General features: G+C 40.5%; 22 protein-coding genes. 16 read left to right on the top strand and 6 right to left on the bottom strand.

The window, feature by feature from the left end:
- The first annotated feature begins 2 nt into the window (after window positions 1-2).
- From ACULLG_RS14230 to ACULLG_RS14210, 5 genes are all read left to right on the top strand, one after another.
- Window positions 3-272 (top strand): heavy metal-binding domain-containing protein, encoded by a 270-nt coding sequence (locus ACULLG_RS14230; protein ID WP_452127467.1) that lies wholly within the window; start codon window positions 3-5, stop codon window positions 270-272.
- A gap of 23 nt (window positions 273-295) precedes the next feature.
- Complete coding sequence (locus ACULLG_RS14225) at window positions 296-853, top strand: helix-turn-helix domain-containing protein (protein ID WP_452127466.1); 558 nt, start codon at window positions 296-298, stop codon at window positions 851-853.
- 67 nt (window positions 854-920) lie between these two features.
- A complete protein-coding gene (locus ACULLG_RS14220) occupies window positions 921-3,422 on the top strand; it encodes a heavy metal translocating P-type ATPase (RefSeq protein ID WP_452127465.1) in 2,502 nt (833 codons plus the stop codon).
- A gap of 6 nt (window positions 3,423-3,428) precedes the next feature.
- Complete coding sequence (locus ACULLG_RS14215; RefSeq protein WP_452127464.1) at window positions 3,429-4,145, top strand: PepSY domain-containing protein; 717 nt, start codon at window positions 3,429-3,431, stop codon at window positions 4,143-4,145.
- Window positions 4,142-5,902 (top strand): efflux RND transporter periplasmic adaptor subunit, encoded by a 1,761-nt coding sequence (locus tag ACULLG_RS14210; RefSeq protein WP_452127463.1) that lies wholly within the window; start codon window positions 4,142-4,144, stop codon window positions 5,900-5,902. Before ACULLG_RS14215 ends, ACULLG_RS14210 begins: the two co-directional genes overlap by 4 nt.
- Window positions 5,903-6,122: 220 nt before the next feature.
- On the opposite strand, the gene ACULLG_RS14205 is transcribed toward ACULLG_RS14210, so the two are convergent.
- The 6 genes from ACULLG_RS14205 to ACULLG_RS14180 are packed head-to-tail and all read right to left on the bottom strand — an operon-like array spanning window position 6,123 to window position 12,393.
- Window positions 6,123-6,641 carry a hypothetical protein gene (locus ACULLG_RS14205; RefSeq protein WP_452127462.1) on the bottom strand — a complete coding sequence of 173 codons (519 nt, stop codon included), beginning with the start codon at window positions 6,639-6,641 and terminating at the stop codon, window positions 6,123-6,125.
- Window positions 6,625-7,839: a hypothetical protein gene (locus ACULLG_RS14200; RefSeq protein WP_452127461.1), complete on the bottom strand. Its 1,215-nt coding sequence runs from the start codon at window positions 7,837-7,839 to the stop codon at window positions 6,625-6,627. Before ACULLG_RS14200 ends, ACULLG_RS14205 begins: the two co-directional genes overlap by 17 nt.
- A complete protein-coding gene (locus tag ACULLG_RS14195) occupies window positions 7,839-10,070 on the bottom strand; it encodes a type II secretion system protein GspD (protein WP_452127460.1) in 2,232 nt (743 codons plus the stop codon). The genes ACULLG_RS14200 and ACULLG_RS14195 overlap by 1 nt, the downstream gene beginning before the upstream one ends.
- A gap of 4 nt (window positions 10,071-10,074) precedes the next feature.
- Window positions 10,075-11,493: a GspE/PulE family protein gene (locus ACULLG_RS14190; RefSeq protein ID WP_452127459.1), complete on the bottom strand. Its 1,419-nt coding sequence runs from the start codon at window positions 11,491-11,493 to the stop codon at window positions 10,075-10,077.
- On the bottom strand, window positions 11,483-11,971 hold the full coding sequence (locus ACULLG_RS14185) for a hypothetical protein (protein WP_452127458.1): 489 nt from the start codon (window positions 11,969-11,971) through the stop codon (window positions 11,483-11,485). Before ACULLG_RS14185 ends, ACULLG_RS14190 begins: the two co-directional genes overlap by 11 nt.
- A complete protein-coding gene (locus ACULLG_RS14180; RefSeq protein ID WP_452127457.1) occupies window positions 11,968-12,393 on the bottom strand; it encodes a hypothetical protein in 426 nt (141 codons plus the stop codon). The genes ACULLG_RS14185 and ACULLG_RS14180 overlap by 4 nt, the downstream gene beginning before the upstream one ends.
- 584 nt (window positions 12,394-12,977) lie before the next feature.
- On the opposite strand from ACULLG_RS14180, the gene ACULLG_RS14175 reads away from it, so the two are divergent.
- The 11 genes from ACULLG_RS14175 to ACULLG_RS14125 are packed head-to-tail and all read left to right on the top strand — an operon-like array spanning window position 12,978 to window position 23,718.
- Entirely contained in the window at window positions 12,978-14,138 is a 1,161-nt protein-coding gene (locus ACULLG_RS14175) for a hypothetical protein (RefSeq protein WP_452127456.1), read from the top strand.
- The gene (locus tag ACULLG_RS14170) at window positions 14,135-15,139 is read left to right on the top strand and encodes a hypothetical protein (RefSeq protein ID WP_452127455.1); all 1,005 of its coding nucleotides are present in this window, start codon (window positions 14,135-14,137) and stop codon (window positions 15,137-15,139) included. The genes ACULLG_RS14175 and ACULLG_RS14170 overlap by 4 nt, the downstream gene beginning before the upstream one ends.
- Window positions 15,136-16,227 (top strand): hypothetical protein, encoded by a 1,092-nt coding sequence (locus ACULLG_RS14165; RefSeq protein ID WP_452127454.1) that lies wholly within the window; start codon window positions 15,136-15,138, stop codon window positions 16,225-16,227. The genes ACULLG_RS14170 and ACULLG_RS14165 overlap by 4 nt, the downstream gene beginning before the upstream one ends.
- 7 nt (window positions 16,228-16,234) lie before the next feature.
- A complete protein-coding gene (locus ACULLG_RS14160) occupies window positions 16,235-17,320 on the top strand; it encodes a hypothetical protein (RefSeq protein WP_452127453.1) in 1,086 nt (361 codons plus the stop codon).
- Window positions 17,317-18,252: a hypothetical protein gene (locus ACULLG_RS14155; RefSeq protein ID WP_452127452.1), complete on the top strand. Its 936-nt coding sequence runs from the start codon at window positions 17,317-17,319 to the stop codon at window positions 18,250-18,252. Before ACULLG_RS14160 ends, ACULLG_RS14155 begins: the two co-directional genes overlap by 4 nt.
- A gap of 1 nt (window position 18,253) precedes the next feature.
- Complete coding sequence (locus tag ACULLG_RS14150; protein WP_452127451.1) at window positions 18,254-19,462, top strand: hypothetical protein; 1,209 nt, start codon at window positions 18,254-18,256, stop codon at window positions 19,460-19,462.
- Window positions 19,446-20,516: a hypothetical protein gene (locus tag ACULLG_RS14145; RefSeq protein WP_452127450.1), complete on the top strand. Its 1,071-nt coding sequence runs from the start codon at window positions 19,446-19,448 to the stop codon at window positions 20,514-20,516. Before ACULLG_RS14150 ends, ACULLG_RS14145 begins: the two co-directional genes overlap by 17 nt.
- Window positions 20,517-20,518: 2 nt before the next feature.
- Window positions 20,519-21,412 (top strand): hypothetical protein, encoded by an 894-nt coding sequence (locus tag ACULLG_RS14140; RefSeq protein ID WP_452127449.1) that lies wholly within the window; start codon window positions 20,519-20,521, stop codon window positions 21,410-21,412.
- Window positions 21,409-22,533, top strand: a complete 1,125-nt coding sequence (locus tag ACULLG_RS14135) for a hypothetical protein (protein WP_452127448.1) — start codon at window positions 21,409-21,411, stop codon at window positions 22,531-22,533. The genes ACULLG_RS14140 and ACULLG_RS14135 overlap by 4 nt, the downstream gene beginning before the upstream one ends.
- A gap of 11 nt (window positions 22,534-22,544) precedes the next feature.
- A complete protein-coding gene (locus ACULLG_RS14130) occupies window positions 22,545-23,108 on the top strand; it encodes an OmpH family outer membrane protein (RefSeq protein WP_452127447.1) in 564 nt (187 codons plus the stop codon).
- A gap of 1 nt (window position 23,109) precedes the next feature.
- Window positions 23,110-23,718, top strand: coding sequence for a hypothetical protein (locus ACULLG_RS14125; protein ID WP_452127446.1), 609 nt, complete (start codon window positions 23,110-23,112; stop codon window positions 23,716-23,718).
- Window positions 23,719-23,727: the final 9 nt, after the last annotated feature.

Below are 23,727 nucleotides of genomic sequence, written 5' to 3'. Positions count from 1 at the left end.
CAATGAACACAAAAATCAAAACTTTCTTAGCAATCACTTTTGTAGCAACACTATTACTTTCAGTATCGTGCAAGGGCAAAACAGAACAAAATACTGAAACTACAACCGAGCAAATAGAAACTACCGAAAAGGAGGGTAAGGAATATGCTTCGGCCTATGTGTGCCCAATGCACTGCGAGGGTAGTGGCAGTGACACGGAGGGCACATGTCCAAAATGCGGAATGGACTATGTCGCCAATGAAGAACACCAAAAAGATGGGCATACCCATTAAAAAGAAAAGCTGATCCGACCACGATGACTTCGATTAAAGTGAAAAATATGGTATGTGACCGATGTAAATCGGTTTTGAAATCCGAGCTGGAAAAAAAGGGATTTCGAGTGGCCCATATTGAATTGGGAGAAGTTCTATTTGAGGAAGACTCGGAAATTGAAATGAAGAAGATTCGAGAGATTTTGGACCGGAATGGTTTTGAATTGGTAATTGATCAGAAAGAACAACTGATTACCCAAATCAAGAGCCATTTGATTGTTGGACTACAAGAACAAAATTTGAACCAGAATCTCTCTGAATATCTTGTTGACAAGATGAACAAGGATTATTCGGTGCTGAGTAAATTGTTCAGTGCCCATGAAGGAATTACCATTGAGAAGTACTTTATCGGACTGAAAATCGAAAAGGTGAAGGAACTTATTCAAATGAGGGACAAAACATTTTCCGAGATAGCCTATCAATTTGGCTACACCAGCAGCAGTCACTTGGCAAGGCAATTTAAATCAGCAACTGGAATGTCAATGGGGGCATATCAAAAAGCAAGGGAATGGAATAGAAAACCGTTGGACCAAATTGTATAAATGAAACCCATAATTGTGCAATACTTTTGAAATGATAACAGGTAGTTTTGATGGTTAATATGAAAATATGAAACACACCTATCACATACATGGAATGACCTGCAATGGTTGCCGAAATCACGTTGAGAAAACACTCAAAATGGTTGATGGCGTGACCAGTGCGGCCGTTGATTTGGAAAGAAAGGAAGCCATCATCGAAATGGAACACCATATCGAAATAGATACGTTTCAGCAAGTACTGGAAAAGGAGGGGGCCAACTATAGCATCCATCCGCCAGGGGAACACCATCACCCTGAAAAAGATGATAAAATGAAACCGAAGGGCAAAGGAACGGGAACTTTTTACTGCCCAATGCACTGTGAGGGCGACAAGACCTATGATAAACCTGGTGACTGCCCGGTATGTGGCATGGATTTGGTCGAGGAACAAAGTTTGAATGTTGGCGCAGCCAATAGCCAATGGACTTGTCCCATGCATCCAGAGGTCGTAAAGGACAGACCTGGTAGCTGTCCCATCTGCGGAATGGAATTGGTGCCCATAGAACCAGATCTCTCCACAGAGGAGAAGACCTACCTCAAATTGCTTAAAAAGTTTTGGGTGGCAGTGGCATTTACTTTGCCCATTTTTCTGATTGCAATGAGCGAGATGATTCCGAATAATCCGCTGTATACTGTTTTGGAACAGAAATACTGGAACTGGGTGCAATTTATACTTTCAATCCCAGTGGTATTCTATGCTACATGGATGTTTTTTGAGCGCGCCTATCGGAGTATCAAGACTTGGAATTTGAATATGTTCACCCTCATTGGTATTGGAGCAGGAGTTGCGTGGATTTTTAGTGTAATTGGAATGTTTTTGCCCGATGTATTTCCAGAGCAATTCAAAACGGAATCAGGAACCGTACACGTCTACTTTGAAGCGGCAACGGTTATTTTGACTTTAGTACTATTAGGACAATTGTTGGAGGCAAGGGCGCACAGCAAAACCAACTCTGCCGTAAAGGAACTTTTGAAATTGGCCCCGAATATAGCGGTAAAAGTAGTAGACGGAGAGGAATTTGAGGTAAATATCGATACAATAGAAATTGGCGATACCCTAAAAGTAAAACCAGGGGATAAAATCCCGGTGGATGGGACAATCATTGAAGGATACAGTGCCATAGATGAATCAATGATCTCTGGAGAACCCCTACCTGTTAACAAAACCAAGGGTGACAGGGTTAGCAGCGGAACCGTCAATGGGAATCAGTCCTTTTTGATGAAAGCTGAAAAAGTGGGGAGTGACACGCTACTTTCCCAAATCATCACAATGGTGAACGATGCGAGTCGCAGTCGAGCACCCATTCAAAAATTGGCAGACACTGTTTCTGCTTATTTTGTACCCATTGTTGTCCTGATTGCAGTTGTGACCTTTATGGTTTGGGCCATTTGGGGGCCAGAACCGGCTTATGTGTATGCATTGGTCAATGCCATAGCCGTATTGATTATTGCCTGCCCATGTGCTTTGGGATTGGCTACCCCCATGTCCGTTATGGTGGGAGTGGGGAAAGGTGCTCAAAATGGAGTGCTCATCAAAAATGCTGAAGCTTTGGAAAAAATGGACAAGGTAGACACCCTGATTGTCGACAAGACAGGAACCATCACTGAAGGAAAACCAACGGTGGAAAAGGTAGGTTCATTCAGTCCGGATTTTAGTGAGAATGCTATTCTTGAAATGATAGTTGCCATTAACAGCAACAGTGAACACCCATTGGCCGAGGCGACCGTGGTTTACGGAAAAGAAAAAGGAGCGAAAACAAAAAAAGCCGAACAATTCAGTGCCGTAACAGGAAAAGGGGTTGAAGGAATAGTGGATGGAAAACAATTGGCATTAGGAAATCCCAAAATGATGGAATATGCCAATGCAACTATTTCTGTTAGTATGAATGCAGAAGCGAGGGAATATCAGCAAAAAGGAAAGACAGTTTCGTTCTTATCCACTGATGGGAAAGTTGTTGGCTATGTGGTCATCGGCGATAAGATTAAAGAGACGAGCGCTAGGGCAATAAATGAGCTGCAACATAAAGGGGTAGCTGTGATTATGCTCACAGGTGATAACCAGGATACAGCAAAAGCTGTTGCGGAAGAGCTTGGCTTGGCCGATTTCAAGGCAAGTATGTTACCAGAAGATAAGCTTAGGGAAGTGGAACGACTACAATCTGAAGGCAAAGTGGTGGCAATGGCTGGTGATGGTATCAATGACGCGCCTGCTTTGGCCAAAAGTGATGTGGGCATTGCAATGGGTACGGGTACGGATGTGGCTATTGAAAGTGCTGCAATCACCTTGGTAAAAGGCGACCTGCATGGTATTGTCAAAGCCAGAAACCTTAGTGGTTCGGTGATGAAAAACATCAAGCAAAATCTGTTTTTTGCTTTGATTTACAATACATTGGGTGTACCTGTTGCAGCAGGAGTGCTATATCCTGTCTTCGGAATATTGCTATCTCCCATGATTGCGGCGCTGGCAATGAGTTTTAGTTCGGTATCGGTCATCGCAAATGCATTGCGACTAAAAAATGTAAAAATTTAATTGAATATGATAAATAGGCACACAGCAAAATGGATTCGAAAATCGCATAGATACCTTGGTATCTTTTTGGGCATTCAATTTTTGTTCTGGACTATCAGTGGTCTTTACTTTAGTTGGACGAACATTGATGACATTCATGGTGACCATTTTAAAAATATGGAATACCAATCGAAGGCGTTTTCCGATTTAATGACGCCTTCCCAATTAAATATCAACGAAGGAATCCGATCTATTGAAATTAGGGATATCAATGATGTGCCTTACTATTGGGTCAACAAGAGCCAATTGTTCAATGCTGTGGATGGAACACCCAAGTCATCCATCAATGAAAAAGAGGCGCTTTATGTTGCTGGTAACTATATGAGGGACGGGTTGGAAATTTCCAATATTTCTTTAATAGAAAAGACAGGAAAACACCATGAGTACAGAGAAAAACTTTTGCCCGCCTATGTGATTACCTATAAGAGCAACGAAAACATAAAAGCTTATGTATCCGCTATAGATGGCAAATTTCAAACGGTTCGCCATAGGGATTGGCGGATTTTTGATTTTCTATGGATGACCCATACGATGGATTATGAGGGTCGGGATAATTTCAATACCACGGTACTTAGGGCTTTTTCATTATTGGGACTGATAACCGTGCTGAGTGGATTTTTACTTTGGTTTACCAGTTCACCTTCAATAATAAAAATTAAAAAACGATTTAAAAAAGAGAGATGAAAAGAAGTATCATTTATATCGGAATCGCGGCTATTGTTGGCTTGGCTGTCGGATATTTTCTGTTTGGAAATTCCGGGACGAAGACTATGGAAATGACAGAACATGATCATAGTTCGGAAGCGGGCCAAATGTGGACCTGTTCCATGCACCCACAGATTATGCAGCCAGAAGCTGGGGATTGCCCTATCTGTGGAATGGATTTGATTCCAGCGGAGGCTGGAGCTGATGGATTGGCTCCTGAACAGTTTAAAATGACGGCAAATGCACTGGCTTTGGCAAATATCCAGACCACTGTTGTGGGAAGAGCCGAAGGCAATAATGACAACACAATTTCCTTATCAGGTAAGATTGCCGTCAACGAAGAAGCAATGGCTGTGCAAGCCAGTTATTTTGATGGGAGGATAGAGCAATTGAATGTAAATTATGAGGGTCAGGAGATACAAAAGGGGCAATTATTGGCAACTATTTATTCCCCCGAATTAGTGGCCGCGCAACAAGAATTGTTGACAGCAGCTTCTCTAAAAGAATCCCAGCCACAATTGTATAGCGCTGTTCGCAATAAGCTAAAGCTTTGGAAACTATCGGACAATCAAATCAACACTATTGAAAGTTCGGGCAAGGTAAAGGAGAATTTCCCGGTGTACGCAACAGTTTCAGGAACGGTCTCTGAAGTAATGAGTTCCGAAGGTGATTATTTAAAAAAAGGTCAACCCATTGCCAAGGTCAGTAATTTGAGCACAGTTTGGGCAGAGTTTGATGCCTATGAAAGCCAATTGTCCCAATTTAGAAAAGGACAGAAAATAAACATTACCACCAATGCTTACCCCAACAAAACTTTTGATGGCCAAATAAGCTTCATTGATCCAGTTCTGGATAATGCCACTAGAACGGTAACCATACGTGCCACACTCAGGAATCAAAAAGATTTGTTTAAACCGGGTATGTTCGTTACCGGCAAAATTGAGAGCGATCTGGCCAACACCGAAACGGCATTATTTGTACCCTCCAGTGCGGTAATGTGGACCGGGGAGCGCTCCTTGGTCTATGTAAAGGTAAGCGGAGATGAGTCCATCTTTGAAATGCGTGAGGTACTATTGGGTGCAAGAAAAGGAGAAAATATCGAGGTCACTCATGGACTTGATTCTGGAGAAGAAATCGTGACCAATGGAACCTTTACCGTAGATGCAGCGGCACAATTGAAAGGTAAAAAAAGCATGATGAACAAAACGGGAGGTAAGACCATGACAGGTCACGAAGGGCATACGGGAATGCAGGAAGATATGGGTTCAGACAGTTCGGGAGAAATGATGAAAATGGAATTTTCGGATGGTTTTCAGAATAATTTTGAAGCCGTATTGCCATTCTATTTAAAATTAAAGGACGCTTTGGTTGCCAGCAATGCACACCAAACATCCAAAGAAGCCAAAGTAACTTTAGAAGGTTTAAAAAAAATCGACCTTTCTAGTACGGGTTCTATGGAAAAAGCACACGTAAATAAGAGTATTGAAATGTTGGAAGCAATCGCCAATAAAGAAAATTTGGAAAACCAACGTACGCATTTTGTGATTTTGAACGAAAATATGGTTGCAATTGCCAACAACTTAGATTCATTGGATGATACGATCTATGTGCAAAAATGTCCTATGGCAAATAACAACAAAGGAGCTGTCTGGTTAAGTGCAGAAAATGAAATTCGAAATCCGTATTATGGTGATAAGATGTTGAAATGTGGAAGTGTTGTTGAGGTTCTGAATTAGTTTTGGAGCAAAAGGAAGGAGGTAACAGAATAACGACTTTAATGAGCAAAGGTGACTGTCACTTCGACACTACTTCTCTACGGATATCATAACATGATCTGCTGCCCAAAATCTATATTGAGTATCGAGTTCATACCAACTATCAAGAAGTTTATCAGATAAGTTTTCTTTGATAATGTATTGCCTAGGTTTGCAGCAAAGTGGGTATCTTCTTAGGGCTTTATTCCATTTTTTGGATAAAAATTGTAGTTTCCAAATAGCGTTTTCCAGTACGGTAATTTTTTTGCGTCTTAAAATCTAAATGGGCAATTTGTCCAAAGTTGGCCTGTTGCTCAAGCGTATAAATGAGTTTTACAATGGCATTAAATGAACCTCTTACCGTAAAATTATACACATTGGAAATGCCTCCATTCATTTCGGAAATATGGGGCGGGTTGAAATCAATGACTTTTAGGTCATTTTTATCAACTTCGCGGTTTACCGTTCTCAAAAGGTCGTTTTCAAGTGAGGTGTCATTAAGGTTCAATTGCAGTAATATGGAATCTAAATGGACCTCTTTTTTGGATAGTAGCGATAATTGATGGGGGACATTATTAAAACGCTGCTCTTCCTCACTCAGTGAAATGTACTCTTTTCGCAAATCCAGGGTTTTGGAAATGGCCAATTTATAGCATAATAAAAAGACCAGACATAAACCCAGTAGCAGCAAGGTATTTTTATTTTTAAGTCCTTTCAACATATATTTTTATTTTAAATGTTGAACTATAGGAATTTTTGTAATCGTAATCCATTGTCTCCACAGATTTGATCCAGTCCAAACCCTCCAAATGATGAATCCATTCTGAAAAATCCTCACTTTGCTTACAGTTACCGGTAACCAACAGCGTATTTAAATCCAATTCGATGGGCTTGGATGCCTGCATCGGTTTAATAAGCGGTTGGTACTGTAATTCAGTCAATAGAATAGTTGGAGGTACCCCAGAGGCCAATCTATCCAAATAGAACGATGTTCGAGTATTGCCAGCGGAAAGCACAGCTTCCACCTTCCTTTCTTTTTCTTCAACACGATCCCTTACGATGGTGAGATTTTTTCGAGCTTCATTATCTATGGCCAAGCTTTCCTTTGCGGCCTCTACCTTACCAAAATATGAATTGAAGACCAAAAAATTGGACAGCAGCAATACCAACACCACAACTAAGGAGGTGCGAAGTAAAAGACCAAAGATGCGTTGGTTTTTGAACTCGGATAGGAGACTTTGGACAGTATCATCAAAATTGGTATTTCCATAATGGGAGGGAGTCAAAAAATCCAATATCCCAGAAAATGCGAGCAAAAAAGGACTTTTAATATTTAGTCCATTAATATCATAACCTACTGGCGTATGTGTATCCGATTTTGTGATGGCTAGGCCTTCATTTGGTCCATTGTCAAAAGCCACCTTCTCGGTATTGGTGTATATGATTTCATCATCAAGATGGTCGACAATAAACTCCATTCCACTTATACCTATGGACATGCCAGCAACATGAAGTTTTTTTTCCTTCAATTGTGCAAGGAGGGTTTCTACAGCATCTCTTTTGGCAATACTTACCACTTGGTACCCTTTTAACTGTGAAACCTGATAATAAAAGTTCTCAAAATTCAGTCCGGGGAATAATTGTTCAACCGCAGCTCTACCTTTTAAGGTAGAATTCTGTTGTGAAATTTTGGTAATGACCCCATCTACATTATAAGCGACATAAAGTGGTATTGACGGGTGGGCAAGCTGTTGCAGTTCGGAAATGGAAGCTAACGGACATTGCCGTGAGATAATTAGTTCTCTTCTTTTGACGCGCCCCTCCAAAAACTGAAACTCAATAGCATCGTTTGCACCATAAATCTCAACGGCATGGAATATATTCCCCTTTTCAAAATATGTTTTTAGAGCACGAATCACTAGTAAATCACTGTTGGCTTTATCAAAATGGTCAACTTTTGTTTGGAATCTTCCCGTCTTCTTTTACTGAACAACCACTTTATAACGGGAATCCTGGCCAAAAAGGGTACACCACTGCCCGTATCATTTTTTACCTTTTCTTCCAATCCCCCCAATATCGCCAAATCTTGATTTTGCATACGGATTATGGAACTGAATTCTCGTGAAGTCAAACCAGGAGGTGCATCATCATCAATACGTTCCGAGCTAAAATCGGATTGTATCACATTGATATCCAAAGTAACCTGACCGTTTCCGGAGACCAAAGGTTTTATGCTGACTGCCAGTTCTGCATCAATGGGTTGAAAGTTTCGTATTTCAGAAGCTGTGGGTATTTGAGACCCAAAGAAATTTTGACTGGTTACCACATAGTAGGTTGTTTCCCCAATGGAAAGATTGGCACGGTGCCCATTTAATGTGGAAAGTTTGGGCGTGGATTTAATCTTGATGTTGCCATTGGCTTCCATGGCCTTTATGGTGGCAAAAAACTCAGGGACCACACGTCCAATATTGAAAGAACCAAACCCATCAAAACCTCCAATAATTTTATTGACAGTTTTTGCGCCAAGCGTTAGATCGGTTTCAGGAAAGATACCCCCTTTGGTTTCAACCGGATCATCTCCTATTCCCCAACTGATACCTGTTTCTATGGTTGCAGATTTTCTTACTTCAATGAGCATTACTTCAATCAATACCACCGGAACGGGCCTGTCAATCTGTTTGATGAATTTTTTAAATCGATTAATGTTTGCTGCTGGTCCGCTTATCAAAAAGCTATTCAGTTCATAATCGATTTTGATGTCCAAATCAGCGACCACATCATCCGGTAAAATACTTACAATGGCCTCGGCATTTGAGGAATAATCCCCAAATTGGTTGTTTTGGGTATTAATTCGTCGCGTGTTGTTTGAGTTTTGTCTGAAATTGTTTCCCTGATTGTTCCCAAAAGTGTTGGCCCCATTTTGGAAGCCTCCTCCCAAATAATTTACCCCGCCTTGAATAGTCCTTCCGGCCGACCTTCCATAACCTGTTGCCTGCATGGGGTCTCCTAAAAGTTCTACGGAGCGATGCATCATTTGCACAATTTCCAGCTTTCTTACACTTAACTGATCTGCAGTACCAAAAAAATAGCGGTCGTTTTCTTTTTTAAATGTAAAATTGGTGCGGTTTTGGGAAGGTGCTGAGGATGTTGATGCCCTGCCCTGGTTTTGATTTCGATTTCTGTTTTGAGGCTGTGTGTTTTGTTGTCCATTTGTAGCCGTACCTGGATTAGAAGGCTGAACGGCCTCACTTTCAAATATTTTGGTCAACAATTCATCATAATAGATCTGCTTTGCCTTAAATGTAACACTACCGGCCTCAATTAGGGGAGTGGCCATATAAACATCCAAATCCAAATCTAAACTGATTTCCTGTACAATATCCACAATCGGCACATTCTTGAAATCTACATCCAAAATCCTGTTTATGGTATCCAATACCTGATAATAAAAATTATCACCTGCGATACCGTTCCGGGAACGTCCTTGCTTATTTCCATCGTTTGTAGTTGCTTGGTCAAAAAGATGAAATCCATCCCGTGATTTGGAATAGGTAAGATTGTTGGCCTCTGCAATGTTTTTCATGGCAAGGTCCAAGGGTACATCCTTAATGTAGATGGATAACGGAATATTCTCCATTCCTTTGGAATACAGAAGATTTTGTCCAGAAACATCTATGATTTTCCGGAACGCCTTACCCAATGGGTCTCCTTTTAAATCCATGGAGACTAAATTGTTTAAAGCATCAAAACTCACAAGTACTTCTTTTTCTGGGATAATTTTTGGCGGGGGTTGATATTTATGAATGGAAAGAATATTTCCCGTAAAATCGATATCCAAATCATATTGTTTGCACAAAAAGACCAATAAATCGGCCACGGTAACATTGGAGAAGTTGTTGACAATGTTTGTTCCTTGTAAACTGGGATCAATGTTGATGTTGATTTTATGAACCTGCGAAACGGCCAAAAGGAAATTGGACAAGGAAACACTGCTAACGTTGATGTCCAGTTTTAGATTTTCTGAAAGACCTGGATTATCTACGGCCAATGCCTCAAGATTGTTCTGAATATTTTGTATGCGGGTCCCTTCTTGTTGTGAAAAAGCTAAGATCGAGAGGGACAAAAAAATCAATGTGAGGTTCTTCTTCATGCGATCAGTTGGTTAACAGTGGATAGATTTCTTCCACCGAGGTAATGCCTTCTTCCATGAGGTTAAGGGCATTATCCTTTAAGGTCATTATTTGTTCTTTTTCTAAATGTTCTTGTATGTCCAGTACATTGTTCCTTATATGAGGCACTAGGCTTTTGTTTATGGGTATAATCTCATAAATGGCCTTTCTGCCATTATAGCCAGTATGGTGGCATTCTTGGCATCCGACAGGCGAAAAATGAAATTTCAGGTCCTTGGGAGGATCAAAATCTTCGGGAAACAAGTTCTTTTCAATAGAGCTTTTTCTTTTGCAATGCGGACATAGTTTTCTAACCAAACGTTGGGCAACACTAATGTTCAGGGTACTTGCAATTAGAAATGGAGGCACACCCATATCTATTAACCTGGAAATAGTGGCCCAGGCCGAATTGGTATGTATGGTAGAAAGTACCAAATGACCTGTCAATGCAGCTCTGATGGCCATGTTAGCTGTTTTTACATCACGTATCTCACCGACCATGATAATGTCTGGATCTTGACGCAAAAATGTGCGCAGCGCATTGGCAAAGTCCAATCCGATATTTTCTTTCAGTTGTACTTGATTGACCCCTTCCAAGGTGTATTCTATAGGGTCTTCAATGGTTAGTATGTTGGTTTTGGCATCGTTCAACAACTTTAGAGTAGCATACAGTGTTGTGGTCTTTCCAGAACCGGTAGGCCCGGATATCAATATAATCCCATTGGGATTTTTGATTCCCTCTTTGTAGCGGCGAAGTTCGGGCACATTGAAACCCAGATCTTCCAAACTTACCGCTTGGGTGTCCTTGTTCAATATCCGAAGTACAATTTTTTCACCAAAAAGTGTGGGAAGTGATGAAACTCTGATATCGAACTCCACTTCATTATACTTTACGGTAATTCTTCCATCTTGTGGTAGTCTTTTTTCTGCGATATCGAGATCAGCCCTTATCTTGATTTTGTTAACAATAGTTGGATATTCGTGAATCGGAACAATGAACTGTTCAACTAATTTTCCATCCAATCGGAAGCGAACCCGGCATAATGTTTCGTATGGTTCAAAATGAATATCACTGCTCCCAATGGCTTTGGCATTGATCAATATCTTCTCCAGAAAATCGGGGGTATAATGTAACTCACTATTTTGATTAAGCTTTGCCCTTCTAAAATTGGCGGTCAAAAAATCTTGAAGCTCCGAGCTTTCCAATACCTCTAACTTCACAGGGAATTCCAGAACAATTTGTAGTTCTGCAAGCAAGTCATCCAAGGATGCTGAATCCGTATAAAAAGTCACGATTCCATCCGATAGTTCTTTGGGAACAATCCTATAATGAAAAGCTTGTTCAGCAGAAATACGCTGCGCAAGCTCTGGAGCCAATTTTAGTCGCTTTTCCTTAATATCCATATAACGATGGGGATTGAACGGTTAAACTACAACCGAAAACTAAAATGAGAAAAAGCCCCATCAATCCGGCCAAGGGAACGGTTTTGAGACTCATTTTTCTTTTGGTGACCAAAAACACAAACAGAGCGAACAGAATGGCGTTGGCAAATAGGATGATAAATGTTAATGTGGGAAAACCTAGTGCAAAAGCATAAAAAAAGAGGATATCCCCAAGTCCCAAGCTATGGTCTAGAAATCTCTTTCTTGCAATAATCTTTGTGAACAAGTAGAGTATGCATAGAATCAAGGTAACAAAAAGGACATTTAAGCCGATGTAACTTAAAAAGACCGAGGGCACCACAGTATTCAGGAAATGGATAGTACCCAAGAACAACATGACCAGCAAAAACAGCCACCAATACACTTTTCTTTCCTTAAAATCTTGAAACGCAATATATGCTAAGCAAACCATGGTCAAAATTGTTAGCGTAGTGATCAATCTTTTACAATTTGTTTTGGGTTTCCATTTTGATCTACTTCCCATACATTGAACACCCCATCTCCATCAAAATCGGTTATGGCTTCGGCCCTTGCCGTAAAGTTGGCGTTGTCAGCACTTAAAATTTCATAAACGTAATTGGCGGTCCCATTTTCCTTTACGGTCAAAGGTGGTTCAAAATCCAGTTCGCCCATCACGTTGGAATATTTGCTGTGCATATAGCGATAGGTGGTCTGGGCATTGTAGATGGCCTTGAGCTGCACTTGGGCCTCCACACTTTTGGCCTTGGAGATCAAGGGCATCAGGTTGGGAAGCGCCAACAAAAGTAAAATCCCGATTATGGCGAGCACAATCAGGGTCTCTTGAAGGTTGATGGCTTTGACTTTTATTTTAAGTGATGGTGGGGTTATTGAATGCTTCATCTTGTTTTTTTGTTCCAATGGCTCTGTTTCCGCACGGTAAAAGGTATCATTTACATCTTACTCGAAATGTAATTTTTTTCTTGTAATTATCTATGGAATATTCAATAAATATTTTCAGATTAAAAATTCAAAAAGTTATCAACAGTTTGTAAGATATTTAAGTTTTTAGTTTTCAGGGAGTTGAATTCCAAAAAAAGGCGCTTATAGTTAACGAAAGAAAAGTATATCACAAAATATCATGAAAACATGTAAAATAAATCTATAATTTTCTTACAGAATTTATAAACGTAACCTCAAATGATGCTGTAAAAATGCCAACAACCTCTTCCAAAAAACCTGCACGAACAACTTTCTTCATTAAAACTTCTTACTTCAATCACCACTGTAGTCCTACTTTCCAATTACAATCGGGATAATTACTATACGAGTTTATCATTTTACCAGGGTAAAAAGAAACCCTTGCCCCAAAAATTTGCGTCAATTTATAAATCGAACCAAAAAATCCCTTGATTTTTTTCAACACGCTTACAGAATCTTGTAAAATTACTTACAGTAAAAACAAACCATGAAATCTTGATTATGCAATGACAGTTAAACAAAATTTATTAGCAGTTTTTTTGATTATCCCGCTTTTGGTTTTTTCTCAAACCAACAATTTCCCGACCAATGGTAATGTGACCATCAATGATGGTCATCTCATCCAAACAGGTTCCTCAAACTACATATCTACCCAAGGCCCGATCAAGTTGAAAAATTATTTGTTGTTTGACAGCGATGGTGATTTTACAGGAAGCAACTATTACACCATTCAGGATGACCCATCCGGGAATTTCCTTAGAATGGGCTATGGATTTAACAACCATTTGACAATAGGTTCTACTGGCAATGTTGGAATTGGAGCTCCCTCTCCGCAGGAGAGGCTGCATATTGAAGGTGCAGGGGAAACCAAGCTGAGGATACACACTGAGTCAACCACATTAAATTCTGGAATTTCTTTTACGGGAAAAAGGGATTCTGGCATCAATTCCAACCATTATATAGGTACTTCTGGAACAAACAATTATAATTTGTCAATTGATGTGGATGAGCATCTATTCTTTAAAACAAATGGTTCCACAAGAATGTTCGTTCATGGCAATGGTAATGTTGGTATTGGAACAACTTCTCCTTACGATAAGCTTGAGGTAAGGGACGGTAGCATAAGAGTTTCAGAGGGAACTGATAGGATGTATTTCAAAGTTGAAGAAACGAATACAAGATCTTTGATTGCATTTGGTGATGATTCAAACGATAGGTTGAGTTTTTATTATGACCATTGGAATGGAACTTCCAGTGATGTTGAAGTCATGTCCATAATGGCTTCTGGAAAAGTCGGCATCGGCACTACCTCGCCCGACTCCAAACTCACGGTAAAGGGCAACATCCATGCCGAGGAGGTCAAGGTGGATCTTTCGGTTCCCGGACCCGATTATGTTTTTAAGGAAGATTATGACCTCAAATCCTTGGAAGAAGTCCAAAACTATATCAAAGAAAATGGGCACTTGCCCAATATTCCCTCGGCCAAGGAAATGGAGGCCAATGGTATTGATTTGGGAGAAATGAACATGAAACTCTTAGAAAAGATTGAGGAGTTGACACTCTATACTTTGGAGCAGGAGGAAAAGCTAAAACGTATGGCTGTTTTAGAAAAGAAGATAATCCAAATGGAAAAATTAATGAAGGAACTACAAAAAGATAAATTATGAAAAAAACAATGCAGGTTTTTGGATTCCTATTGTTCTGTTCTGGGATTCATGCACAAACTTCTGATCCTGGTGTTACTTCAACGGCGGCAGCTTCAGGTAACCATGCGTTTACTGGAACTTATGTTGATAGCACTTTTCCAAATTGGTTAGGTACTGGATATCCTGCTACTGCTTATAACCTGTTGGGTTACAACAGTAGATACTGGGGTTTTGGCGGGGCAACAGGGAATAATATAGAATCTCCCATCATTTGGATGTACGCAAACCCAAGAAGCGCATTGAGGGTTAGGACAATGAACTATAATGGGGATATGACCACAGGTACGGATTTACTTACCGTTAGGGCAGATGGGAATGTGGGTATTGGAACAACCAGCCCAAACCTAAAATTAGAGGTTTCAGGGAGCGATAGCGCAATTGGAGTCGGGCATACAACATATAATTGGAATTCTTCTCTATTAATTGGGTCTGAGCATGCAGTATGGAGTAGCTCAAGGACAAATGCCCCGGGCACTTATTTTTATAGGTGGAAAGGTGTAGGAAGTAATCACGATGTTGCATATCTAGGACAGGAACAAGGAGTGAACGGGACTTGGGGCTTGGCCTTTAAGACCGATACCAAAACATCTAAAACATACGCTACATCTACTAGAATGTATATCCAAACCGATGGAAAAGTGGGAATCGGAACGACTAATCCAGACTCCAAACTCACGGTAAAGGGCGGTATCCATGCCGAGGAGGTCAAGGTGGACCTTTCGGTTCCCGGACCGGATTATGTGTTCAAAGAAGGGTATGAGTTGAGGAGTTTGGAAGAAGTCCAGAACTATATAAAAGAAAATGGGCACTTGCCCAATATTCCCTCTGCTGAGGAAATGGAAACGAACGGCATACAATTGGGTGAGATGAACATGAAACTTTTGGAGAAAATAGAGGAACTCACACTTTATGTTATTGAGTTGAAAAAGGAAATAAATCAACTAAAATCATTATCCAAATGAAACAACTGATTTTTTGTTCTTTCATTCTTCTATCATTTTCTCTTCAATCTCAGAATAATTTTCCATCGAGTGGAGATGTCAAGATTCAAAATGCCAAAGCACTTATTGAAACTTCTCAATGGTTACCAAGCCTGATTACATTAAAGGATACCCATTATAGCCCCAATCAGGTTTACCATTTTCAGATTGAGAGCGATGGTTTAAAGATAAAACAAGACGATAATGTTAACTATCAATTTAAATCGGGGGGCAATTTCATCGTCAGGAATGGAAACGTACTTTTGGGGCAGGGAACACCGCTATACAAACTACACATCAAAGACCCAGCAGGGGGAGCAGCACTTGGGTTGGAAAGAGGAGGCAAATTATGGCGGTTTGATTTAGAGAATGATTCGGACAGACTTTTTATTGGACATAGTGACAATAGCTCGTTATTCACTTTTGATAAAAATGGAAAATTTGGTATAGGAACTACCAATCCAACAGAAAAACTTGAGGTTAGCGCATCAAGTTCCACTCATACATTATTTAAAGGCAGTTTTACTGGGATTCAGGGAATACAGGTTGAAAGAGAAGCTGGGGACAGAATTAGACTTGTCACGAATTATTCTGGTTATGGTGGTGGACTGGAGTCCAGTTCAAAACTCCGCTTTGCCGTAAACGGAAATAATGTTGATTCACCCTCGGTATTAATAACTGAGGTTGGTAATGTTGGTATTGGCACTCAATCTCCTGGGACATACAGATTGGCAGTAAATGGAAATATAAGAGCCAAAGAGATTAAAGTAGAGACCGGCTGGGCCGATTATGTCTTTAAAGAAGGTTATGACCTCCCCACATTAGAGGAAGTGGAAAAACACATCCAAGAAAAAGGACATCTTATCAATATTCCCTCAGCAAAGGAAGTCGAAGAAAATGGCGTCCAACTAGGCGAGATGAACAAACTACTCTTGGAGAAGATCGAGGAGTTGACGCTTTATACTCTTGAACAGGAAAGAAAAATTGAACAATTGGAAAAGGAAGTTGAGGCAAACAAGAATCAAGAAGAACGAATATCGAAACTTGAGAAATTATTAATCAAAAAATAGACCACCGATGAAAAGAATTGCGACAACCTTATTATGCCTGTTTGTATTTTCAGTAGGACTTTCCCAAACTACAGGAAATCCCAATACAGGTGATGCTTATTTGCTTTTTGGACCCAACACAAGTTGGGGACAATATCTAAAAATTGGGGGTAATGGACGTGGAACAACACACGCATCGGTTGTGGCAACCAATGGCAATCTGCACTTGGATTCTCGGGATGGGTCATATTCCACTTATATCAACCATTATAGCCAAGGAAAAACCCTTATTAATCCACAGAGTGGTAATGTGGGAATTGGAGTTACCAATCCAACTGCAAAACTACATGTTGAGGGTGATGGAGTGAGGGCCTTAAGGTTTTCTACATCCAATATAAATGATAGAACAAATGATAGCCCTTGGTATGGGATGGGTAATAGTAATTTCATGGGGCTCTCCAATGATGGGACAAGGACATCGGTCCAATTGGCCGGATACTATGGCATATTACTCAAATCAGCCTATGGTTCTATTGGGATACACCAAAATGGCAATGTTGGCATAGGGACTACTGGGCCATCAGGCAAATTGCATGTTTTCAATAATGGAAACAAAAATGGCCTAATAGTGGAAAATAGTTCACCATCTATGACAAACTATGGGCTTACTGTCAATAATACTTCCACAACAAATGGCCACTTGCTAAGATTAAGGTCTTCTGCCATAGATAGGGTCATTGTCCATGGAAATGGTAACGTGGGCATAGGAACTTCCAACCCTGGCACATGGAAACTCGCAGTCAAAGGCAAAATCAGGGCAGAAGAGATAAAAGTGGAGACGGGTTGGGCAGATTATGTCTTTAAAGAAGACTATGACCTCCCCACTTTGGAGGAAGTAGAAAGGCACATCAAGGAAAAAGGCCATCTCATCAACATCCCATCAGCAAAGGAAGTTGAAGAAAATGGCATCTTACTAGGCGAGATGGACAAACTGCTCTTGGAGAAAATTGAAGAGCTCACGCTTTATGTTATTGAAATAAAGAAAGAACAAGAGATGCTCAAATTGGAAAACAGAAAACTAAAGCTTGAAATGGACAAAATTCTCAAAAAATGAAGCAACTAATTTATATTGTCACTTTATCCCTTTCCGCATTGGTAACAGCTCAAAACCAATATACAGAAACAGAAAATGTAAATAATATGACTTCAGGGGTTTATTATCAACAAGGCCCTGGGAGCAATAATTCTGTATTGAACTGGACATATCCTTACGGGACAAAACTCACGGTTCTTGGTGTAGAGCATAGAAATTTTGAACTGGCAACAACTACCTATCCTTATGGTGATTTAAAGCTAAGACAGTGGGATCCAACTAATGACATTTGGATTGGTTGGAGAAACATTTTGGTAGAGAACGAAAATGGGAATTATGGTGTGGGGACATCAAATCCTTCTGCTTTTTTGGAAGTAAATAAATCCATCAATAATTCGTGGACAGCGAAGATTTATAATGGAGGAGGTGATGGACAAGGACTTTTGGTGCAAAGTGGATATGGCGGCTCACAATCATCCAACAATCCAACGATTCTCAGATTGGAAGACGGAAGTGGCAATGTTAGGATGAAAGTGCAAAGTAATGGAAAAGTGGGAATCGGAACGACTAATCCAGACTCCAAACTCACCGTAAAGGGCAATATCCATGCCGAGGAGGTTAAGGTGGATCTTTCTGTTCCTGGCCCTGATTATGTTTTTAAGGAGGATTACAACCTTAAATCTTTAGAGGAAGTCCAAAACTATATTAAAGAGCATGGGCATTTGCCTAACATACCCTCAGCCAAGGAAATGGAGGCCAACGGTATCCAATTGGGCGAGATGAACATGAAGCTCTTGGAGAAAATTGAGGAGTTGACATTATATACTTTGGAACAAGAAAAAAAGCTAAAGACTCAAAATTTCAAAATTGAAAAACTGGAAGAAAAGAATAAAAAGATAGTTGAACTTGAAAACCGCCTTCAAAAAATCGAAAAACTTCTAAATAAAAAATGATATGAAAAGAAGACTATGCCTTGTATTGACGATTTGTTTGCCTTTTCTGGGTACTCATGCCCAATGGGACACTACAACGGTAAGCAATGAGGTGAGCACTACCGATGAAATTGTGGGACCTGTCTTAAGATTGAGCAACGAGATCAGAATACCGAACACATTTAGTGCAACTGACCCAACCATTGGCACTTTGGATAACTCACACTATGGAATCAACCTTCATAAGACCGATGGGATAGGATTTGCCTTTGATGGCACTCACAAAATGGTCTTTAAACCAAATGGCAATGTAGGTATAGGTACCACGAATCCTGATGCAAGACTAAAGGTCATTGGCACCACGACCATCGGAGGGAAATGGAACCCGGGCAATAGCATCTTCACGGTCCATGATGGGGCCAATTCCATTATCATGGATACCAACGAAATATATGGTTATAGCACTTTGTATGTGGGAACAAAAAATGGGGATATCATGCGACTGAGAACGGTGACTGATACAGGAAGTACAGACAGGGTCATTTTTAAGGGTAACGGTGATGTGGGCATTGGGACAAATTCTCCACAAGGCAAGCTCCATGTTTCCACAGGTACTTCCGGCGATGCCATATTCAGGTTGGAAGCCGATACGGACAACAACAATGAATCGGACAATCCACTGATCCAGTTGAGGCAGGATGGTGGTCTCTTGGGTGTAAACATGGGCTTTTCAGAAGGAAACTTTGGAGGCAACATCTTTGGGATAGGTACGAGGTACAGTGGCCAAGAAAGCTGGGATGCATTTACCATGAACACCCAAAATGGGAACATTGGCATTGGGACAAAGAATGCAGGCACATGGAAGCTTGCTGTAAAAGGCAAAATACGAGCGGAAGAGATCAAAGTGGAGACGGGCTGGGCCGATTATGTCTTCAAAGAAGGTTATGATCTCCCTACTTTGGAAGAAGTGGAAAAACACATCCAAGAAAAAGGCCATCTCATCAACATCCCATCCGCAAAAGAAGTAGAGGAAAATGGTATCCAATTGGGTGAAATGAACATGAAGCTTTTGGAGAAGATTGAGGAGTTGACGCTCTATACTTTGGAGCAGGAAGAAAAACTAAAAGCGCAAAACTCCAAAATTGAAAATCTTAAAGGAGAGATTACACAAATCAAGGAATCCCTTGCTCATATAATCCAAAACAAACAAGAAAATGAAAAAACTGATTGAAACCACATTGTATTTGTTTCCGTTGGCACTATTATTTGGGCAAACAACAACATTCGATAATCTAAATGCAAATCCATATACAGGAAAAGCCATTACATGGACCTCTTCGAGCTGGGGAAGCGGTTTTGGCCATAGAATTATTAACACGGATCCAGGAGGATTTACCCTTTTAAATTTTCAAGGCAGGAACAACTCTTCAACGTGGTTTGATATAATGAGCATAACTTCCTCCGGAAAAATTGGTATTGGCACGACTTCCCCTTTGGGTAAACTTCATGTTTCCACAGGTACTTCCGGCGATGCCATTTTTAGACTTGAGGCAGATACCGACAATAACAATGAATCTGACAACCCATTGATTCAGTTACGGCAAGATGGTGGTCAATTGGGTGTGAACATTGGTTTTTCAGAAGAAAACTTTGGGGGAAACGTTTTTGGAATAGGTACCAGATACACAAGCGTTGAAACATGGGACAATTTCACGATTAGTACCCAAACAGGAAAGATTGGTGTTGGAACAGCACCCCAGAGCTCTAGATTAGGGATAAAGGATGCCACTAACGATCAACTGGCCCTTGTCAACAGTTCCAATAATCAATGGCAGTTTCGTACGGGAAGTACTGGGTCATTAATATTCAAGGATGATAGCGTAGAAAGAATGCGGATGGATGCCTCAGGGAACCTGGGTATAGGTACAGCCTCTCCCGACTCCAAGCTCACGGTAAAGGGCAACATCCACGCAGAAGAGGTCAAGGTGGATCTTTCTATTCCCGGCCCCGATTATGTGTTCAACGAAGATTATGACCTCAAATCCTTGGAAGAAGTCCAAAATTATATTAAAGAAAATGGTCACTTGCCCAACATCCCTTCGGCCAAGGAGATGGAGGCCAATGGTATCCAATTGGGTGAAATGAACATGAAGCTCTTGGAGAAGATTGAGGAGTTGACACTTTATACACTAGAACAGGAAAAGAAAATCAATGCCCTTGAAAATCTCAAGTATGAGGTCATGGAATTGAGAAAAATAATCGTAGAACATGTTAAAACAAAATAGAGATGACAAAAAGAATCTTTCTGACAATTCTTCTTTTGACAACATTATCTGGTTATGCAACTGATAAAATTCTTGGCGCAGTTGGCAGCACCGGTAGATGGGTGAAAATAGCCCGAATTCAAAATAGAAACCCAATAGATGGGGGTGAATGCTCTGGTTTTTCAGGCACCTTGAACATCAGAACAGATTATGGACAGGCCGGAAACCAGCAGTACTATGCCATATTTTCATTTGGAAGCAGAGGAGGCATAAAACCACTTTTACAGGAATTTGGGGATGCAGCGAACAGGGCGGTCACTGATCCAAGTAGAGTTGAGTGGCGTGTTTATTCCGATTCACAAGGCTGGCACTATTTGTGGTTTTGGCAAAGTAACTATTCCCCATTTGCAGCATTCGATTATCAGACATCATGTGCCACTCAATATTGGACATTTGAGGCTCCACCTTCAGGTTATGTACAAGTATGGAGCAGTTTGGATGGAGATAGACAAGGTTCAAGTCAAACCATAGGTTCTTTATCAGTGGATCAGAGTGTAGGCATCGGCACCACCAACCCCGGCTCATATAAACTTGCCGTAAAAGGCAAAATACGAGCAGAGGAAATCAAAGTGGAGACCGGTTGGGCCGATTATGTCTTCAAAAAAGATTATGACCTCCCCACTTTAGAGGAAGTCGAAAAACATATCAAAGAAAAAGGGCATCTCATCAATATCCCTTCTGCCAAGGAGGTAGAGGAGAATGGCATCCAATTGGGAGAGATGAACAAACTGCTATTGGAGAAGATTGAGGAGCTGACGCTCTACACCATCCAACAACAAAAAACGCTTGAGGATTTGGTTCAACAAAACGAGATTCAAAAAAAGGAAATTGATGAACTAAAAAAGGACAAAAAATGAAAAAAATAGGCTTTTTAGTCGTGTTGATGCTAACCGGTTTTTCAGTAATACACACCAACGCACAATCATGGATCAATTTGGGCCCGACTTATTCCAATCCCAGTCCATATCCTTACAATTATTTCCTCCTTATGGACATGAATGGTTTCAATGGAAATATCAGTGCGGAATTTGAGGTTTTGGTCCTGGCCGATCGTAACTATATGTACCATTCTAGAAATTCCATTTTTGTATCAAGGCATTCAAGTACAGCTCCTAACAGATTGGACGGGGTTTCGATGAACTATATAAGTGGTAAACCCGGTATGTTGGAGGTGTTGGTGAAGAACAACCAAATATGGATGCGTGCAATGGCAAAATGGGGCTCTATTAAATACAGGGTCATAGATCAGATTGGCCATGGCAGTTGGACCACGCCATTGACAATTCAGACAACGCCACCCACAAATATTGTGGCATCCTCGACACAGCCATTCTATTATGATTTTGATGCACTAAAAATGAATCATTTTCCTTCTTTATTACCTAATGGAAATATGGGGATAGGTACGAACGCACCTTTGGTGCCCTTGGAAATTCGACAAGCTGAAGATCCCAATTCTGACCAAGCACTGGTTATATCAGAGCCTAACAATTCCCAAAAAATATATCTTCATCTAGCTGATAATACCAGTGGCGAATATGGCTTTTTCCGGTTAGGGGACAATACTATGTTCAGAGGTAATGGACAACCATCATCAATTGCTGGAAGTTTGTCCATAGGAACCACCATTCACGACGGGTACAAACTAGCTGTAAAAGGCAAAATCCGAGCGGAAGAGATCAAAGTGGAGACTGGTTGGGCCGATTATGTCTTTAAAGAAGGTTATGACCTCCCCACTTTGGAGGAAGTCGAAAAACATATCAAAGAAAAAGGGCATCTCATCAATATTCCATCTGCCAAAGAAGTAGAGAAAAATGGCATTCAACTGGGTGAGATGAACAAACTGTTGTTGGAGAAGATTGAGGAGTTGACGCTTTATACCCTACAACAGCAAAGGGAGTTGAAAAACCAAAAAGAAATCAATCAAAAACTTGAAGAGCGATTAAATCAATTGGAAAAACACCTTGAACAGAAATGAAAAAGAAACCTATGGCTAATAACAAAAATACAGCACGTCCTATGAACAAACTAGCATTACCCATTGCTATTCTTGCCCTAGTGGCAAGTATCACCACATTTTTTCTTACACAATCAAAATCGGAATTGGTCTACGTGGATATCAACAAATTGGTGGAAGGCTATGAGCGTACCAAAACGGAAAGGGAAACCTTCAATAAAAAGGCCAGTACCCTAAAAGCCAATGTGGACAGTCTTTTGGTGGATTGGCAAGATGAATTAAAAACCTATGAAAAAGAACGGTCGTCCCTGACCAAAAAAGAGTTGGAACTCAAACAACAACTGTTGCAGAATAAGCAACAACAGATTACCAACTACCAACAGGCCATTCAAAAACAGATACAGGAAGAGGATCAAAAAATGACCCAGACCGTGATCAACGATATCAATGATTATGTAAAGGAATATGGTAAAAAAGAAGGCTATCGAATCATTTTTGGCGCAAAAGGTAGCGGTAACATTATGTATGCCGAAGATGTCTCGGATTTGACCCAGACCATTTTGGAAGGACTTAACGCAGAATACCAAGGAATCTGATATGAGAGCGATAGTGACAATAAGTTTGATATTGCTCATTGGCTGTGGACAAAACACCTTTGATTCCGAAAAGGAATTGTTGTCCTATGTCCAAAAGACAGCCAATGGCTACCACCATGAAAAGGCCATTGGAAATGTTGTCTATACCCTTACCTATCGACCTACCGATGTGTTGGTAAGACAGGAGCTCGGCACCAGTTTTTCCCAAGAAGATGTGGACAAACTTAGAGAGAAATATGGCAATTATCTGTATTTCAATTTAGGTATGAAGGCCAACAACCAAGAGCTGTTGAATAGCCAAGCTGGAAACCGAAACGCTTTTGGTGCCATGGTAAACCAATTGGCCTTTGGAATGGGGCAAAAAGTACACCTCATAAGCCAAAAAAGGGATACCATACCCATGGCAGACTATATCTACCCGAGAATGTATGGGATGTCCAACAGCACTAGTATGTTGTTGGTGTACCCAAAGGATAAAAGACTTTTAGAAGAAGAGTTCTTTCATTTCACCATTGAAGATTTAGGCCTGGCCACAGGTGAGGTCGGTTTTAAGATTCCAGTGAAGCCATTAAAGAACGAACCCACAATAAATTTTGAAAATACCCTATAAGATGAATCG

The sequence above is a fragment of the Flagellimonas sp. 2504JD1-5 genome, assembly GCF_053618295.1.
This window is presented reverse-complemented; position numbering and strand designations above follow the sequence as displayed.